This window comes from Bradyrhizobium symbiodeficiens, from assembly GCF_002266465.3.
In the GTDB taxonomy this organism is placed as follows: domain Bacteria; phylum Pseudomonadota; class Alphaproteobacteria; order Rhizobiales; family Xanthobacteraceae; genus Bradyrhizobium; species Bradyrhizobium symbiodeficiens.
This window is the reverse complement of the sequence record NZ_CP029427.2, coordinates 4,124,127-4,141,237: the sequence shown is the minus strand read 5'-3', so window position 1 is coordinate 4,141,237 and position 17,111 is coordinate 4,124,127. Positions and strand designations below refer to the sequence as shown.

General features: G+C 64.6%; 16 protein-coding genes. All 16 read left to right on the top strand.

All coding sequences use genetic code 11. The features are described from left to right. Nucleotides 1–7: 7 nt before the first annotated feature. Genes CIT39_RS19210 through CIT39_RS19135 form a run of 16 tightly spaced genes read left to right on the top strand, consistent with a single transcriptional unit; the run spans nt 8 to nt 17,102 of the window. Nucleotides 8–622, top strand: coding sequence for an NADH-quinone oxidoreductase subunit C (locus CIT39_RS19210; protein WP_094977663.1), 615 nt, complete (start codon nt 8–10; stop codon nt 620–622). 2 nt (nt 623–624) lie between these two features. Then, the gene (locus CIT39_RS19205) at nt 625–1,821 is read left to right on the top strand and encodes an NADH-quinone oxidoreductase subunit D (protein ID WP_094977664.1); all 1,197 of its coding nucleotides are present in this window, start codon (nt 625–627) and stop codon (nt 1,819–1,821) included. Further along, a complete protein-coding gene (locus tag CIT39_RS19200; protein WP_094977665.1) occupies nt 1,821–2,786 on the top strand; it encodes an FkbM family methyltransferase in 966 nt (321 codons plus the stop codon). The genes CIT39_RS19205 and CIT39_RS19200 overlap by 1 nt, the downstream gene beginning before the upstream one ends. A gap of 12 nt (nt 2,787–2,798) precedes the next feature. Next, nucleotides 2,799–3,410, top strand: coding sequence for an NADH-quinone oxidoreductase subunit NuoE (gene nuoE, locus CIT39_RS19195; RefSeq protein ID WP_094977666.1), 612 nt, complete (start codon nt 2,799–2,801; stop codon nt 3,408–3,410). After that, nucleotides 3,410–3,610, top strand: a complete 201-nt coding sequence (locus CIT39_RS19190) for a hypothetical protein (protein ID WP_094977667.1) — start codon at nt 3,410–3,412, stop codon at nt 3,608–3,610. The genes nuoE and CIT39_RS19190 overlap by 1 nt, the downstream gene beginning before the upstream one ends. Nucleotides 3,611–3,625: 15 nt before the next feature. After that, a complete protein-coding gene (gene nuoF, locus CIT39_RS19185) occupies nt 3,626–4,951 on the top strand; it encodes an NADH-quinone oxidoreductase subunit NuoF (protein WP_094977668.1) in 1,326 nt (441 codons plus the stop codon). Between the two features lie 5 nt (nt 4,952–4,956). Beyond that, entirely contained in the window at nt 4,957–7,032 is a 2,076-nt protein-coding gene (gene nuoG, locus CIT39_RS19180; RefSeq protein ID WP_094977669.1) for an NADH-quinone oxidoreductase subunit NuoG, read from the top strand. Between the two features lie 4 nt (nt 7,033–7,036). Next, nucleotides 7,037–8,104 carry an NADH-quinone oxidoreductase subunit NuoH gene (nuoH, locus tag CIT39_RS19175; RefSeq protein WP_094977670.1) on the top strand — a complete coding sequence of 356 codons (1,068 nt, stop codon included), beginning with the start codon at nt 7,037–7,039 and terminating at the stop codon, nt 8,102–8,104. An 8-nt stretch (nt 8,105–8,112) separates the two neighbouring features. Next, a complete protein-coding gene (nuoI, locus tag CIT39_RS19170) occupies nt 8,113–8,607 on the top strand; it encodes an NADH-quinone oxidoreductase subunit NuoI (protein ID WP_191093171.1) in 495 nt (164 codons plus the stop codon). Between the two features lie 9 nt (nt 8,608–8,616). After that, nucleotides 8,617–9,255, top strand: a complete 639-nt coding sequence (locus CIT39_RS19165) for an NADH-quinone oxidoreductase subunit J (RefSeq protein WP_094977671.1) — start codon at nt 8,617–8,619, stop codon at nt 9,253–9,255. Continuing rightward, complete coding sequence (nuoK, locus tag CIT39_RS19160; protein ID WP_008547737.1) at nt 9,252–9,560, top strand: NADH-quinone oxidoreductase subunit NuoK; 309 nt, start codon at nt 9,252–9,254, stop codon at nt 9,558–9,560. Before CIT39_RS19165 ends, nuoK begins: the two co-directional genes overlap by 4 nt. Nucleotides 9,561–9,568: 8 nt before the next feature. Next, on the top strand, nt 9,569–11,656 hold the full coding sequence (gene nuoL, locus CIT39_RS19155; protein WP_094977672.1) for an NADH-quinone oxidoreductase subunit L: 2,088 nt from the start codon (nt 9,569–9,571) through the stop codon (nt 11,654–11,656). Continuing rightward, a complete protein-coding gene (locus CIT39_RS19150) occupies nt 11,657–13,165 on the top strand; it encodes an NADH-quinone oxidoreductase subunit M (RefSeq protein ID WP_094977673.1) in 1,509 nt (502 codons plus the stop codon). 22 nt (nt 13,166–13,187) lie between these two features. Then, the gene (gene nuoN, locus CIT39_RS19145) at nt 13,188–14,624 is read left to right on the top strand and encodes an NADH-quinone oxidoreductase subunit NuoN (RefSeq protein WP_094977674.1); all 1,437 of its coding nucleotides are present in this window, start codon (nt 13,188–13,190) and stop codon (nt 14,622–14,624) included. Nucleotide 14,625: 1 nt separating this feature from the next. Then, nucleotides 14,626–15,432, top strand: a complete 807-nt coding sequence (locus CIT39_RS19140; RefSeq protein ID WP_094977675.1) for a biotin--[acetyl-CoA-carboxylase] ligase — start codon at nt 14,626–14,628, stop codon at nt 15,430–15,432. Beyond that, nucleotides 15,432–17,102, top strand: coding sequence for a ribonuclease J (locus tag CIT39_RS19135; protein WP_094977676.1), 1,671 nt, complete (start codon nt 15,432–15,434; stop codon nt 17,100–17,102). Before CIT39_RS19140 ends, CIT39_RS19135 begins: the two co-directional genes overlap by 1 nt. The last annotated feature ends 9 nt before the right edge of the window (nt 17,103–17,111 follow it).

The window sequence follows — 17,111 nt, the reverse complement described above, 5'->3', positions numbered from 1 at the left end:
TTACGTCATGGACGACGCCAAGCTCGACGCCCTGGGGCAGACGATCGTGAGCGCGCTTCCGGGCGCCGCTCTCGGTCATTCGGTGGCATTCAACCAGCTCTCGGTCGATGTTGAGGCCAGCAAGATCGTCGAGGTGGTCAAGTACCTCCGCGACGATCCGAGCTGTCGTTTCATCAACTTCACCGACATCACGGCGGCGGATTATCCTTCGCGCGAGAAGCGCTTCGACGTGATCTATCACTTCCTGTCACCGACCCTGAACGCGCGGATCCGGCTCAAGGCGCAGGCCGACGAGACCACCCAGGTGCCGTCGCTGATCGAGGTGTTTCCCGGCGCCGACTGGTTCGAGCGCGAGGCCTACGACCTCTATGGCGTGTTCTTCGTCGGCCATCCCGACATGCGGCGCCTGCTGACCGATTACGGTTTCGAGGGCCATCCGCTGCGGAAGGATTTCCCGACCACTGGTTTCGTCGAGGTCCGCTACGACGACCAGGAGAAGCGGGTGGTGTACGAGCCCGTCCGGCTCAACCAGGAATTCCGCAAGTTCGACTTTTTGTCTCCGTGGGAGGGGGCGGACTATCCGGTCCTTCCGGGTGATGAAAAAGCGGGACCGAAGGTCTGATCATGAACGAGCAACCCGAACAGCTTCGCAACTTCACCATCAACTTCGGGCCGCAGCATCCGGCGGCCCACGGAGTGTTGCGTCTCGTGCTCGAATTGGATGGCGAAGTCGTCGCGCGTGTCGACCCCCATATCGGCCTGCTGCATCGCGGCACCGAGAAGCTGATCGAGCAGAAGACCTATCTGCAGGCGATCCCGTATTTCGACCGGCTCGACTACGTCGCGCCGATGAACCAGGAGCACGCCTTCTGCATGGCGGCCGAGAAGCTGCTCGGCATCGAGGTGCCGCGCCGCGGCCAGCTCATCCGCGTGCTCTATTGCGAGATCGGCCGCATCCTGTCGCATCTGCTCAACGTCACCACGCAGGCGATGGACGTCGGCGCGCTGACCCCGCCGCTGTGGGGCTTCGAAGAGCGCGAAAAGCTGATGGTGTTCTACGAGCGCGCCTCGGGCAGCCGTATGCACGCGGCCTTCTTCCGCGTCGGCGGCGTGCATCAGGATTTGCCGCAGAAGCTGGTCGACGACATCGAGGCCTGGTGCGATCCGTTCCTCAAGGTGGTGGACGATCTCGACCGTCTTCTCACCGCCAACCGCATCTTCAAGCAGCGCAACGTCGACATCGGCGTGGTGCCGCTGAAGGAAGCCTGGGAGTGGGGCTTCTCGGGCGTGATGGTGCGCGGCTCGGGCGCGGCCTGGGATTTGCGCAAGTCGCAGCCCTATGAATGCTACGCCGAGATGGATTTCGACATCCCGATCGGCAAAAACGGCGACTGCTACGACCGCTATCTGATCCGCATGGAAGAGATGCGCCAGTCGGTGCGCATCATGAGGCAGTGCATCCAGAAGCTGAACGCGCCCGAGGGGAAGGGGCCGGTCGTCGTCGAAGACAACAAGGTCGCTCCGCCGCGCCGTGGCGAGATGAAGCGCTCGATGGAAGCGCTGATCCATCACTTCAAGCTCTACACCGAAGGCGTCCACGTGCCCGCCGGTGAAGTCTACGCCGCGGTCGAGGCGCCCAAGGGCGAGTTCGGCGTCTATCTGATCTCCGACGGCACCAACAAGCCCTACAAGTGCAAGATCCGCGCGCCCGGCTTTGCGCATCTGCAGGCCATGGACCATATCTGCCGCGGCCATCTGCTCGCCGACGTCTCGGCCATCCTCGGCTCGCTCGACATCGTGTTCGGAGAGGTCGATCGGTGATGGGGCAGCAGGCGCCAATCCAGTTCGACCGCGCCTCGGGGGCCCTTGAAGGGGCCAACCTGTGGGAGCGGACGGCTGCCTTGGCGCTGGTGACGGGATCGAAGATCTCCTCGCACTTCTCGCACATGGGCTACATCGCCTGCGCGAATCTGCTGCGGAAGACGCTGCCGGAGCGCAACATCGCGATCCGGCTCAATCCCGACGCCGTGTTCGAATTCCCTTACGGCGACGGCTATTGGAGCAAGCTGCTCAACCGATCCTACAATTACGAGGACGAGCTCGAGTTGCTGTTCGCAGACAGCGTCGACGTCGACTACACGCTGCTCGATTGCGGTGCCAATTACGGCTATTGGTCGGTGCTGGTGTCGAGCAAGCCGTTCGGCTCGCATAAGGCGATCGCGATCGAGCCGTCGGGGCAGAACTACCCGAAGCTCGCCAACAACGCCCGCGTCAACGGCAATCGCTTCGAAACCATGAAATGCGCGATCGGCGCCAGCCGCGGCACCGCGCGCCTGTCGGGCACCAAGCACGAGGCCTTCAGCATCGCCGGCGCTCCGTCCGCGGGCGGTGAGGAGGTGCCGGTCATCGCACTCGACAATCTGATCGAGGACGGCAAGGTGGCAAGCGCCGGCAAGTACCTGATCAAGCTCGACGTCGAGGGCGTCGAGATCGAGGCGATCAAGGGCGGCGCGCGTCTGCTCCAGGCCGACAGCGTCATCATGTGCGAGGAGCACGGCAGCGACCGCTCTCATGCGGTGTCGCGCTTCATCCTCGAACAGACCCCGCTGAAGCTGATCGTGTTCGATCCGCGCAGCAACCGGATGGAGACCGTGACCGAGCTGTCGATCCTCGACCGCATCAAGGTCTCGACCCACGTCGGCTACAACGTTTTCGGCACCGCAAGCGCATTTTGGCAGGACAGGATCGAAGCCCTGAATGCGAAAACTGCGCGCCGCATGCAGTGAGAGATTGAAGAGATGTCCGTTCGCCGATTAGCACCGAAGGAAGTTCAGCCCGCGAGCTTTGCGTTCACGGAGGAGAATCTCGCATTCGCCAAGCAGCAGATCGCGAAATATCCGGCCGGACGCCAGGCCTCCGCCGTCATCGCCATTCTCTGGCGCGCGCAGGAGCAGCACGACGGCTGGGTCTCGGAAGCCGCGATCCGCGTCATCGCCGACATGCTCGACATGCCCTATATCCGCGTGCTCGAAGTCGCGACCTTCTACACGATGTTCCAGCTCGCCCCCGTCGGCAAGAAGGCCCACGTCCAGGTCTGCGGCACCACGCCGTGCCGGCTGCGGGGCGCCGAGGATCTGATCCACGTCTGCGAGCACCGCATCCATCACGAGCCCTTCCATCTGTCCAAGGACGGCAATTTCAGCTGGGAGGAGGTCGAGTGCCTCGGTGCCTGCGTGAACGCGCCGATGGTCATGATCGGTAAGGACACCTACGAGGACCTGACCAAGGAAAGCTTCGGCAAGGTGCTCGACGGTTTCGCTTCGGGCAATCCGCCCAAGCCCGGTCCGCAGAACGGCCGCCAGTTCTCGGCGCCGATGGGCGGACCGACCACGCTGAAGGAGAGCACCTGATGGGTGATCTCCCCGCAATTGGAGGGAACGGGGCCGTGAAGAAATGGGGCTTCGTCGCCATGCACGCCGCGGTCGCGGCCGCTTTCATGTTCCTGCTGCAGCGTTTCATCATGAACGCGACGCAGGAGACCAGTCTGCTCTGGGCGCTGATCTTCGCCGTCTGCGCCGCCGGACTTGCCTACAAGCAGTCCATTCGTTGATCGGAAAGCACTGATATGCTCGAGGACAAGGATCGCATCTTCAAGAACCTCTACGGCCTCCACGATTGGGGGCTCGAGGGCGCGCGGCGCCGCGGTGCCTGGGATGGCACCAAGAACATCATCGACAAGGGCCGCGACTGGATCATCAACGAGATGAAGGCCTCTGGACTGCGCGGCCGCGGCGGCGCCGGTTTCCCGACCGGTCTGAAATGGTCCTTCATGCCGAAGGAGTCCACCGACGGTCGTCCCAGCTATCTCGTCGTCAACGCCGACGAATCCGAGCCCGGCACCTGCAAGGATCGCGAGATCATGCGGCACGATCCGCATCTCCTGATCGAGGGCTGCCTGATCGCGAGCTGCGCGATGAACGCGCATGCCTGCTACATCTATGTCCGCGGCGAATTCATCCGCGAGCGCGAGCATCTCCAGGCCGCGATCGACCAGGCCTATGAGGCCAAGCTCGTCGGCAAGGACAACGTCAACGGCTGGCCGTTCGACATCTACGTCGCCCACGGCGCCGGCGCCTATATCTGCGGCGAGGAAACCGCGCTGCTCGAAAGCCTCGAGGGCAAGAAAGGCCAGCCGCGGCTGAAGCCGCCATTCCCGGCCAATGTCGGCCTGTTCGGCTGCCCGACCACCGTCAACAACGTCGAGTCCATCGCGGTCGCGCCGGACATCCTGCGCCGCGGCGCGGGCTGGTTCGCCGGCATCGGCCGTCCGAACAATGTCGGCACCAAGCTGTTCTGCATCTCCGGTCATGTCGAGCGGCCCTGCAACGTCGAAGAGGCCATGGGCATTCCGTTCCGTGAGCTGATCGACAAGCATTGCGGCGGCATCCGCGGCGGCTGGGACAACCTGAAGGCCGTGATCCCCGGCGGCTCGTCGGTGCGCATGGTGCCGGCCGAGCAGATCATCGATACGCCGATGGATTTCGACAGCCTCAGCAAGCTGCGCTCGGGCCTCGGCACCGCTGCCGTGATCGTGATGGACAAGTCGACCGATCTGATCCGCGCGATTGCCCGCATCTCGTATTTCTACAAGCACGAGAGCTGCGGCCAGTGCACGCCGTGCCGCGAGGGCACGGGCTGGATGTGGCGCGTGCTCACCCGCATGGCCGAAGGCCGCGCCCACAAGCGCGAGATCGACATGCTGCTCGAAGTCACCAAGCAGGTCGAAGGCCACACCATCTGCGCGCTCGGCGACGCGGCGGCATGGCCGATCCAGGGCCTGATCGCGCATTTCCGTCACGAGATCGAAGCGCGCATCGACGAGTATTCGCACAAGTCCGACATCGACGATATCGGCGTCCGCGATCCGATGAACATGGTCGCGGCGGAGTAAGAGACATGACCAAGCTCATCATCGACGGCAAAGAGATCGATGTTCCCGCCGAATACACGCTGCTTCAGGCGTGCGAGGCGGCCGGTGCCGAGATTCCGCGCTTCTGCTACCACGAGCGGCTGTCGATCGCGGGCAATTGCCGGATGTGCCTCGTCGAGGTGAAGGGCGGCCCGAAGCCGGTCGCGAGCTGCGCCTGGGGCGTGCGCGACTGCCGTCCGGGCCCCAAGGGCGAGCCGCCGGAGATCTCCACGCGTTCGCCGATGGTGAAGAAGGCGCGCGAAGGCGTGATGGAGTTCCTTCTCATCAACCATCCGCTGGATTGCCCGATCTGCGACCAGGGCGGCGAGTGCGATCTGCAGGACCAGGCGATGGGCTATGGTGTCGACACCAGCCGCTTCGCCGAGAACAAGCGCGCGGTCGAGGACAAATATCTCGGCGCGCTGGTCAAGACCTCGATGAACCGCTGCATCCAGTGCACGCGCTGCGTCCGCTTCTCGGCGGAAGTCGCCGGCGCGCCCGAGATGGGCGCCACGGGCCGCGGCGAGGACATGGAGATCACGACCTATCTCCAGCACGCGCTGACCTCGGAATTGCAGGGCAATCTCGTCGACATCTGCCCGGTCGGCGCGCTGACCTCGAAGCCTTACGCGTTTGCCGCGCGCCCGTGGGAGCTCGGCAAGACCCAGTCGATCGACGTCATGGACGGCGTTGGGTCTGCGATCCGCGTCGACACCCGCGGCCGTGAAGTCATGCGCGTGCTGCCGCGCATCAACGAGGCGGTGAACGAGGAGTGGATCTCGGACAAGACCCGCCACGTCGTCGACGGCCTGCGCACCCAGCGGCTCGACCGGCCCTATATCCGCGAAGCCGGCAAGCTGCGCGCGGCGAGCTGGACGGAAGCCTTTGCCGCGATCGCTGCGAAAGCGGCGCGCACCGACGGCAAGCGCATCGGCGCGATCGCAGGCGATCTCGCCGGCGTCGAGGAGATGTTCGCGCTGAAGGATCTGCTCGCCAAGTTCGGCTCGAACAATCTGGCGGTGCAGGGCGGCGATGCCTTCGATCCCGCGCTCGGCCGCGGCTCCTACATCTTCAACCCGACGCTGGCCGGCGTGGAGCAGGCGGATGCGCTGCTCATCATCGGCGCGAACCCGCGGAAAGAGGCGGCCGTATTCAACGCCCGCATCCGCAAGCGCTGGCGCAGCGGCGGCTTCAAGGTCGGCGTGATCGGCGCCAAGGCCGATCTGACCTACGATTACGACCACCTCGGCGCAGGCACCGAGACCCTCGGTGAGCTCGCGGCCGGCAAGCACTCCTTCATGGACGTGCTGAAGAACGCCAAGAATCCGATCATCCTGGTCGGCGCGGGCGCGGCCTCGCGCCACGACGGCGCCGCCATTCTCGCCAGCGCCGCCAAGCTCGCGCTCGATGTCGGTGCGCTCAAGGACGGCTGGAACGGCTTTGGCGTGCTGCACGAGAGCGCTTCGCGCGTCGGTGCGCTCGACATCGGCTTCTCCGCAACCGGCGGGGGCTTGAACGCCGCGCAGATGACGACGTTCGGCACGCTGGACCTGCTGTTCCTGCTCGGTGCCGACGAGATCAGCGCGCCTGACGGCACCTTCGTCGTCTATATCGGCACCCATGGCGACCGCGGCGCGCATCGCGCCGACGTCATCCTGCCGGCCGCCGCCTACACCGAGAAGTCCGCGATCTACGTCAACACCGAAGGCCGGGTGCAGATGACGGGACGCGCCGCGTTCCCGCCGGGCGAAGCCCGCGAGGACTGGGCGATCATCCGCGCGCTGTCGGAGGCGCTCGGCAAGAAGCTCGGCTACGACTCGCTTGCGGCGCTGCGCCAGGCGATCTTCAAGGCCGTGCCGCATTTGATCCGTCTCGACCAGATCGAGGCCGGCTCGGCCGACCAGATCAAGAAGCTGGCGGGGAAGGGCGGTTCGCCCGAGAAGGCGCCGTTCAAGCCGCGGATCGAGGACTTCTATTTGACCAACCCAATCGCGCGTGCGTCCGCCGTGATGGCGGAATGTTCGCGGCTTGCCTCCGGGCAGATGCTGACCGCAGCGGAGTGAGCCGATGGAATTCTTCGAAAGCGCATTCTGGACCGGTTTTCTCTGGCCGCTGATCATCATGATCGCGCAGAGCGTCCTGGTGCTCGTCGTCCTGCTGATCGCGATCGCCTACATCCTGCTCGCCGACCGCAAGATCTGGGCGGCGGTGCAGATCCGGCGCGGCCCGAACGTGGTCGGCCCCTGGGGCCTGCTGCAATCCTTCGCGGACCTTTTGAAGTTCGTGCTGAAGGAGCCGATCATTCCGGCCGGCGCCAACAAGGGCGTGTTCCTGCTGGCGCCGCTGGTGTCGTGCGTGCTCGCGCTTGCCGCCTGGGCGGTGATCCCGACCAATCTCGGCTGGGTCATCGCCGACATCAATGTCGGCATCCTCTTCATCTTCGCGATCTCGTCGCTGTCGATCTACGGCATCATCATGGCCGGCTGGTCGTCGAACTCGAAGTATCCGTTCCTGGCCGCGCTGCGCTCGGCGGCGCAGATGGTGTCCTACGAAGTCTCGATCGGCTTCGTCATCATCACGGTGCTGCTCTGCGCCGGCACGCTGAACCTCTCGGCCGTGGTCGAGGCCCAGCACGTCCGCGGGCTCGCCAGCCTGATCGGACTGCCGCAGCTGACCATCCTGAACTGGTACGTGTGGCCGCTGTTCCCGATGTTCGTGGTGTTCTACGTCTCGGCGCTGGCGGAGACCAACCGCCCGCCGTTCGACCTCGTGGAAGCTGAATCCGAGCTCGTTGCCGGCTTCATGGTCGAGTACGGCTCGACCCCGTATCTCTTGTTCATGCTCGGCGAGTATGTCGCGATCGTCACGATGTGCGCGATGGCGACGATCCTGTTCCTCGGAGGCTGGTTGCCGCCGGTCGACCTGCCCCCCTTCAACTGGGTGCCGGGGATCATCTGGTTCTCGCTCAAAGTCTTCTTCATGTTCTTCCTGTTCGCGATGGCCAAGGCGATCGTGCCGCGCTACCGCTACGATCAACTGATGCGCCTCGGCTGGAAGGTGTTCCTGCCGCTGTCGCTGGCGATGGTGATAGTGGTGGCCGGCGTGCTGCAGTTCGCCGGCATCGCGCCGAAGTGAGGGCCGTCATGGGTATCAACGTCAACGCCACTGCACGCTCGCTCCTGCTGTCGGAATTCGTCTCGGCGTTCTTCCTCGCCATGCGCTATTTCTTCCAGCCGAAGCCGACGCTGAACTATCCGTTCGAGAAGGGCCCGATCTCGCCGCGCTTCCGCGGCGAGCATGCGCTGCGCCGCTATCCGAACGGCGAAGAGCGCTGCATCGCCTGCAAGCTCTGCGAAGCGGTCTGCCCGGCGCAGGCTATCACCATCGAAGCCGGTCCGCGCCGCAACGACGGCACCCGCCGCACCGTGCGCTACGACATCGACATGGTGAAGTGCATCTATTGCGGCCTCTGCCAGGAGGCCTGCCCGGTCGATGCCATCGTCGAAGGTCCGAACTTCGAGTTCGCGACCGAGACCCGCGAGGAACTGTTCTATGACAAGGCCAAGCTGCTCGCCAACGGCGACCGCTGGGAACGCGAGATCGCGAAGGCGATCGAGCTCGACGCGCCTTACCGGTGAGATGAGAGCATGATCCTTCCCGCGCTGTTCTTCTATCTCTTCGCCGGCGTCTGCGTCGCCTCGGCGGTGATGGTGATTGTCTCGCGCAATCCCGTGCACTCCGTGCTGTACCTGATCCTGGCCTTCGTCAACGCCTCCGGCCTGTTCGTGCTGATGGGCGCCGAATTCCTCGGCATGATGCTGATCGTCGTCTATGTCGGCGCGGTCGCGGTGCTGTTCCTGTTCGTCATCATGATGCTCGACGTGGATTTCGTCGAGCTGCGCGAGGGCTTCATCCAGTACCTGCCGGTGGGCCTGGTGATCGGCGGCATCTTCCTGTTCGAATTGCTGCTGACCGTCGGCGCCTGGATCATCAACCCAACCGTGAGCAAGACCATCACGGCGCCGATCCCGACCAACGTCTCGAATACCGAGGCGCTCGGCCTCGTGCTGTATACGAAGTACATCTACTACTTCCAGCTCTCGGGCATGGTGCTTCTGGTCGCCATGATTGGCGCCATCGTGCTGACGCTGCGCCACAAGGCGAGCGTGAAGCGGCAGGACATCAACGTTCAGAACGCGCGCACGCCCGACATGGCGATGGCGATGCGCAAGGTGGCGCCGGGGCAGGGGCTCCAGGACTCTGACGCTGCGGAGTGGGTGAAATGACGATCGGGCTCGGACATTATCTGGCGGTCGGCGCGATCCTGTTCACGCTCGGCATCCTCGGCATCTTCCTGAACCGCAAGAACATCATCGTCATCCTGATGTCGATCGAGCTGATCCTGCTCTCGGTCAACATCAACCTCGTGGCGTTCTCGACCTTTCTCGGCGACATCGTCGGCCAGGTCTTCGCGCTTCTGGTGCTCACTGTCGCGGCTGCTGAAGCTGCGATCGGTCTCGCCATCCTAGTGGTCTATTTCCGCAACCGCGGCTCGATCGCGGTTGAGGACGTCAATCTGATGAAGGGCTGAGCTCTCAAATGGTTCAGGCAATCGTTTTTCTGCCTCTGCTCGGCGCCGTCCTCGCCGGCCTGATCGCGCTGTTCGGCGCGCATGCCCGCAACCCCTCGGGTGACGAGCTCGATCATCACGGCGACCACGGTCATGGCGACGCGCACGCGTCGGCAGCCCATGGCTCGCATGGACATGACGACCATGGCCACGACGATCACGCCCACGACGACCATCACGTCTCCGAGCCGCCGGCGGCGGGCTCGCGCGGCGCCGAGCTGATCACGACCGCGCTGCTGTTCGTCTCGGCCGCGCTGTCCTGGATGACGCTGGTCGATGTCGGCTTCATGCACCACGACATCAGGATTCCGCTGCTGCCGTGGATCGTGTCCGGCGACCTCCAGGTCTTCTGGACGCTGCGGGTCGATACGCTCACCGCCGTGATGCTGGTAGTGGTGACGACCGTGTCCTCGCTCGTGCACCTCTATTCCATCGGCTACATGGACGAGGATCCGAACCGGCCCCGCTTCTTCGGCTACCTCTCATTGTTCACCTTCGCGATGCTGATGCTGGTGACCGCGGACAACCTCGTGCAGCTGTTCTTCGGCTGGGAGGGCGTGGGTCTGGCCAGCTATCTGCTGATCGGCTTCTGGTACCAGAAGCCGTCGGCGAACGCGGCGGCGATCAAGGCCTTCGTGGTCAATCGCGTCGGCGACTTCGGTTTTGCGCTCGGCATCTTCGCGATCTTCCTGCTGGCCGGCTCGACCGATTTCGAGACGATCTTCCACGCTGCGCCCGGCCTGACCGGCAAGACCATCGACTTCCTCGGCTGGCACGCCGACGCACTGACCCTGACCTGCCTGCTGCTGTTCATGGGCGCGATGGGCAAATCGGCGCAGTTCCTGCTGCACACCTGGCTGCCGGACGCGATGGAAGGCCCGACGCCGGTGTCGGCGCTGATCCACGCCGCGACCATGGTCACCGCCGGCGTCTTCATGGTGGCGCGCCTGTCGCCGCTGTTCGAGCTCGCCCCGAACGCGCAGGCCGTCGTGATGTTCTTCGGCGCCACCACCGCGTTCTTCGCGGCGACAATCGGCCTCGTGCAGAACGACATCAAGCGCATCGTTGCCTATTCGACCTGTTCGCAGCTCGGCTACATGTTCGTGGCGATGGGAGCAGGGGCCTATTCGGTCGGCATGTTCCATTTGTTCACGCACGCCTTCTTCAAGGCGCTGCTGTTCTTAGGCAGCGGCTCGGTGATCTACGCGATGCACCACGAGCAGGACATCCGCAACATGGGCGGGCTCTGGAAGAAGATCCCCTACACCTATGCGGTGATGGTGGTCGGCACCCTGGCGCTGACAGGCTTCCCGCTCACCGCCGGCTATTTCTCCAAGGACGCGATCATCGAGTCCGCCTATGCCTCGCACAACCCGTTCGCGGTGTACGGCTTCCTGATGACGGTCGTCGCCGCCGGCCTGACCTCGTTCTATTCCTGGCGCCTGATCTTCAAGACCTTCCACGGCGAGCCGCATGACGAGCATCACTACGAGGCCGCGCACGAGGCTCCGATCTGGATGCTGATCCCGATCGGCGTGCTCGCGGTCGGCTCCATCGTTGCCGGCTTCCCGTTCAAGGAGCTGTTCGCCGGTCACGGCATCGAGGAGTTCTTCCGCGAATCCGTGAAGATGAACCCGCACATCATCGAGGACATGCACCACATCCCCGAGACCATCGCCTTCTTGCCGACGGTGATGATGGTGCTGGGCTTCCTGGTGTCGTATCTGTTCTACATCCGACGGCCCTATCTGCCGGTCGAGCTCGCGAACACGCAGCCGATGCTGTACAAGTTCCTGCTCAACAAATGGTACTTCGACGAACTCTACGACATCATCTTCGTCCGTCCGGCGAAGTGGATCGGCTATCAGCTCTGGAAGAAGGGCGACGGCTTCATCATCGACGGACTCGGTCCCGACGGCGTCTCGGCCCGCGTCCTGGACGTCACCCGCAACGTCGTGAAGATCCAGACCGGCTATCTCTATCACTACGCGTTCGCCATGCTGATCGGCGCCGCCGGTCTGATCACCTGGTTCATGTTCGGCTTTGGAGGCCAGTAAATGACGACCTGGCCCATCCTATCGGTCACGACGTTCCTGCCGCTGGTCGGCGCGCTGATCGTCTATCTCAGCCGCGGCGATGACGAGGCCGCCCGGCGCAATTCGCGCTGGATCGCACTCTGGACCACGCTGATCACCTTCGCGGTGTCGGTGATCCTCGTCATGCGCTTCGACGCCGGCAACCCCGACTTCCAGTTCGTCGAGAAGGCGAACTGGCTCGCCACCGGCATCACCTACCACATGGGCGTCGACGGCATCTCGCTGCCGCTGGTGATCCTCACGACCGCCGTGATGCCGTTCTGCATCATCGCGAGCTGGAAGGCGATCACCAGACGCGTCCGCGAATACATGATGGCGTTCCTGATCCTGGAAACGCTGATGATCGGCACCTTCTCGGCGCTCGATCTCGTGCTGTTCTATTTGTTCTTCGAGGGCGGCCTGATCCCGATGTTCCTGATCATCGGCGTCTGGGGCGGTCCGCGCCGGGTCTACGCGTCGTTCAAGTTCTTCCTCTACACGCTGCTGGGCTCGGTCCTGATGCTGCTCGCCATCATGGCGCTGTACTGGAACGGCGGCACCACCGATATCCCGACGCTGATGCACACCGCCGTGCCGCGCAGCTTGCAGACCTGGGCGTGGCTGGCCTTCTTCGCATCGTTCGCGGTGAAGATGCCGATGTGGCCGGTGCACACCTGGCTGCCCGACGCACATGTCGAAGCGCCGACGGCGGGCTCGGTGGTCCTCGCCGCGATCATGCTGAAGATGGGCGGCTACGGCTTCCTGCGCTTCTCGCTGCCGATGTTCCCGCTGGCCTCCCACGACTTCGCGCCGCTGATGTTCACGCTCTCGGCCATCGCCATCGTCTACACCTCGCTGGTGGCGCTGATGCAGGAGGACATGAAGAAGCTGATCGCGTACTCGTCGGTAGCGCATATGGGCTTCGTCACCATGGGCATCTTCGCCGGCACCATGCAGGGCGTCGCCGGCGGCGTGTTCCAGATGATCTCGCACGGCATCGTCTCCGGCGCGCTGTTCCTCTGCGTCGGCGTCGTCTACGACCGCCTGCACACCCGCGAGATCGCTGCCTATGGCGGCCTCGTCAACCGGATGCCGCTCTACGCGCTGACCTTCATGGTCTTCACCATGGCCAATGTCGGTCTGCCCGGCACCTCAGGCTTCGTCGGCGAGTTCATGACGCTGCTCGGCACCTTCAAGGTCTCGATCCCGACCGCGTTCTTCGCCACCTTCGGCGTGATCCTCTCGGCGTGCTACGCATTGTGGCTCTACCGCAAGGTCGTGTTCGGGGCGCTGGTCAAGCCGTCGCTGGCGAGCATGAAGGATCTCACCTTCCGGGAGTGCCTGACGCTGTTCCCGATGATCGCGCTGACGATCCTGTTCGGCGTCTATCCGAAGCCGGTGCTCGACATGTCGGCCGCCTCGGTCCAGCAACTCGTCAACAACTACAACACCGCTGTGACGGCCGTGAAGGCCGCCGCACTGCTCCAGTGATCGGGCAGGTCAGGATATCGCCATGAACTTTGTGACTGCAGGTTACCAACTGGCGCCGGTGCTGCCCGAGATCGTGCTCGCGATCGGCGCCATGGCTCTGCTGATGCTGGGCGCCTATCGCGGGCAGGGGACGACCGGTACCGTCACCTCGCTGGCGGTCGTGCTGCTGGTCGTGGTCGGCGTGCTCGAATACATGCTGCCCGCGGGCAAGCAGGTGACCTTCGGCGGCAGCTTCATCGTCGACGATTTCGCCCGCTTCATGAAGATCCTGGCCCTGATCGGCTCGGCGGTGACGCTGATCCTGTCGACCGAGTTCCTGTCCGATCCGTCGCGCCGCATCTTCGAATACGCCATCCTGGTGCTGCTCTCGACGCTCGGCATGATGGTGCTGATTTCGGCCGGCGACCTTATCTCGCTCTATCTCGGCCTCGAACTGATGTCGCTCGCGCTCTACGTCGTGGCGGCCTCGAACCGCGACAACGCCAAGTCGACCGAAGCCGGCCTGAAGTACTTCGTGCTCGGTGCACTGTCCTCGGGCATGCTGCTGTACGGCGCCTCGCTGATCTACGGCTTCACCGGCACGGTCAGCTTCACCGGTATCGCGGCGACAGCGACGGTCTCGAATGTCGGCCTCATGTTCGGTCTGGTCTTCCTGCTCGTCGGCCTCTGCTTCAAGGTCTCGGCAGTGCCGTTCCACATGTGGACGCCTGACGTCTACGAGGGCGCGCCGACCCCGGTCACCGCCTTCTTCGCGTCGGCGCCGAAGGTCGCGGCGCTCGCCGTGTTCACCCGCGTCACGCTGACCGCTTTCCCGGGCATCGTCTCGCAGTGGCAGCAGATCCTGGTTTTCGTGTCGATCGCCTCGATGGCGCTCGGCTCCTTCGCCGCGATCGGCCAGAGCAACATCAAGCGCCTGATGGCATATTCGTCAATCGGCCACATGGGCTTCGCGCTGGTCGGCCTTGCCTCGGGCACGGTCGAGGGCGCGCAGGGCGTGCTGATGTATATCGTGATCTATGTCGCGATGACGCTGGGCTCGTTCTCGATCATCCTCGCCATGCGCCGCAACGGCCAGGCGGTCGAGCAGATCAGCGATTTCGCCGGCCTGTCGCGCACCAATCCACTGCTCGCCTTCATGTTCGCGATGCTGCTGTTCTCGCTCGCGGGCATTCCGCCGCTCGCGGGCTTCTTCGCCAAATGGTACGTCTTCGTCGCGGCCATCAAGGCGAATTTGTTCACGCTCGCCGTCGTCGGCGTGCTCACCAGCGTGGTCGGCGCCTACTACTATCTCGCCATCGTCAAGACGATGTATTTCGAAGAGCCGGCCGGTCAGGTCGATCCTGTCAGGGTCGAGGTGAAGACGGTGCTGGCGGTGTTCGGCCTGTTCAACATCCTGTTCGCGCTGTTCGCGGGTCCCGTGGTGAGCGTCGCTTCCGCCGCCGCGAAGTCGCTGTTCTAGGATGGCTTTCGCGCTCGGTCCTCGCGCATCATCCGCGGGCTACAGGCTCGCGGCCTTCGAGCGGACCGGCTCGACCAATACCGAGGCGATCGAGCACGCGAGGCGCGGCGAGCGCGGCCCGATGTGGTTCGTCACGTCGGAACAGACTGCCGGCCGCGGCCGCCGTCAACGCGCCTGGATCGCGCCGAAGGGCAATCTCGCCGCCAGCATCCTGGAGGTCCTGGACGTGGCGCCGGCCGTCGCCGCGACCATCGGCTTTGCCGCCGGGCTCGCTGAAGAAGCCGCGCTCGAGAAGGTGAGCCTCGAGGCCGCCCTGCGCCTCGGTGAGGGCCGTCCCCGCTACGCGCTGAAATGGCCCAACGACGTGCTGGCGAACGGCAAGAAGCTCGTCGGCATCGGCCTGGAGGCTGAGGCCGTCGGCGACCGTCTCGCCATCGTCGTCGGCATCGGCACCAATGTCGTGGGCGCGCCCGAGGGAACGCCCACACCTGCCATCTCACTGGCCGCGCTCGGCGTCCAGATCAGTGCCGAGGAGCTGTTCTCGGCGCTGTCGGACGCCTGGGTCGAGTTCCGGGGCATCTGGGACAATGGACGCGGCTTTGCTGATATCCGAAAACTCTGGCTGGAGCGCGCCGCCGGTCTCGGCGAGCGGGTCGCGATCAACACGGGAGCGACGACGCTGGACGGCATTTTTGACACGATCGACGACACCGGCTGCCTGATCGTCCGCACCGCGGAGGGCCGCCGGGTGCCGGTCGCCGCGGGCGAAGTGTTCTTTGGCCCTGTCGCCTCCGTGGGAGCTGCGTGATGGCGAAACCTGAGGAACTGGTATTTGCGCCGCTCGGCGGCGTCGGCGAGATCGGCATGAACCTGTCGATCTACGGCCTCGGCAGCCGCCAGCAGCGCGCCTGGATGGCGGTCGATCTCGGCGTCTCCTTCGGCGACGAGGAGCATCTGCCCGGCATCGACCTGATCATGCCGGACATCAGCTTCCTGGAGAAGGAGCGCAAGAACCTGATGGGCCTCGTGCTGACGCACGCCCATGAGGATCATTTCGGCGCCATCATCGACCTCTGGCCGAAGCTGAAATGCCCGATCTACGCGACGCAGTTCAGCGCGGCGCTGTTCGAGGCCAAACTTGCGGCCGAGCGCAATGCGCCGAAGATCCCGGTGACGGTGGTGCCATCCGGCGGGCGCGTCGATATCGGCCCGTTCAACGTCGAGTTCATTCCGGTTGCGCATTCGATTCCCGAGTCGCACGCGCTGGCGATCCACACCACCGCCGGCATCGTGCTGCACACCGGCGACTGGAAGATCGACCCGACCCCGATCATTGGCCGCCCGACCGACGAGAAGCGGCTGCGCGAGTTGGGCGATGAGGGTGTGCTCGCCCTGATCGGCGATTCCACCAACGCCGTGCGCGACGGCCGCTCGCCTTCCGAAGCCGAGGTTGCCAGAACCATCACCGAACTGGTGAAGGCAGCAAAGGGCCGTGTCGCGGTCACGACCTTTGCCTCCAACGTCGCGCGCCTCAAGGCCGTCGCCGATGCGGCGCGGGCCGCCGATCGCGAGGTCGTCGTGGTCGGCCGCGCCATGGAGCGCGTGTCGCAAGTCGCGCGCGAGACCGGCTATTTCGACGGCGTGCAAAACTTCCGCTCGACCGACGTCTACGGCCATCTGCCGCACGACAAAGTCCTGGCGCTCTGCACCGGCAGCCAGGGCGAGGCCCGTGCCGCGCTGGCGCGTATTGCCAATGACGACCATCCCGAGATCACATTGAACCGCGGCGACTGCGTCATCTTCTCGTCTCGCACCATCCCTGGTAACGAGAAGGCCGTCGGGTCGATCATCAACAATTTGGTCCTCCAGGGCGTCGAGGTCATCACCGACCGCGATCATCTCGTTCACGTCTCCGGCCATCCGCGCCGCGACGAATTGCGCGACATGATCTCCTGGGTCAGGCCGCAGCTCCTGATCCCCGTCCACGGCGAGGCTCTGCATCTGCACGAGCACGCCAAGCTGGCGCGCGCCGCCGGCGTGCCGCGCGTCCTGGTCATTCGCAACGGCGACCTCGTCAAGCTCGGCCCCGGCGATCCCGGCATCATCGGCGAAGTGCCCTCGGGCCGTCTCTACAAGGACGGCACGATCCTGGAGGATTCCAAATCCCGCGCCGTGGTCGAGCGCCGCCGTATGGCCTTTTCCGGCTGCGCCTTCGTCGCCATCGCCATGACCGAGCAGGGCGAGCTGGCCGACGATCCCGAAGTCGATCTCGTCGGCATTCCCGAGAAGACCAGGGAAGGCGAGCCCTTTGACGACCTCGTCTTCGATGCCGTGGTCTCCACCATCGAGGGCCTGCCGAAGGCGCGCCGCCGCGATGCCGACGCCTTGGGCGAGTCGGTGCGTCGCGCCGTCCGGGCCGTCATCAACGAACATTGGGGCAAAAAGCCTCCCTGTCTGGTACACGTACTGACAGTTTAACGGGAGAGA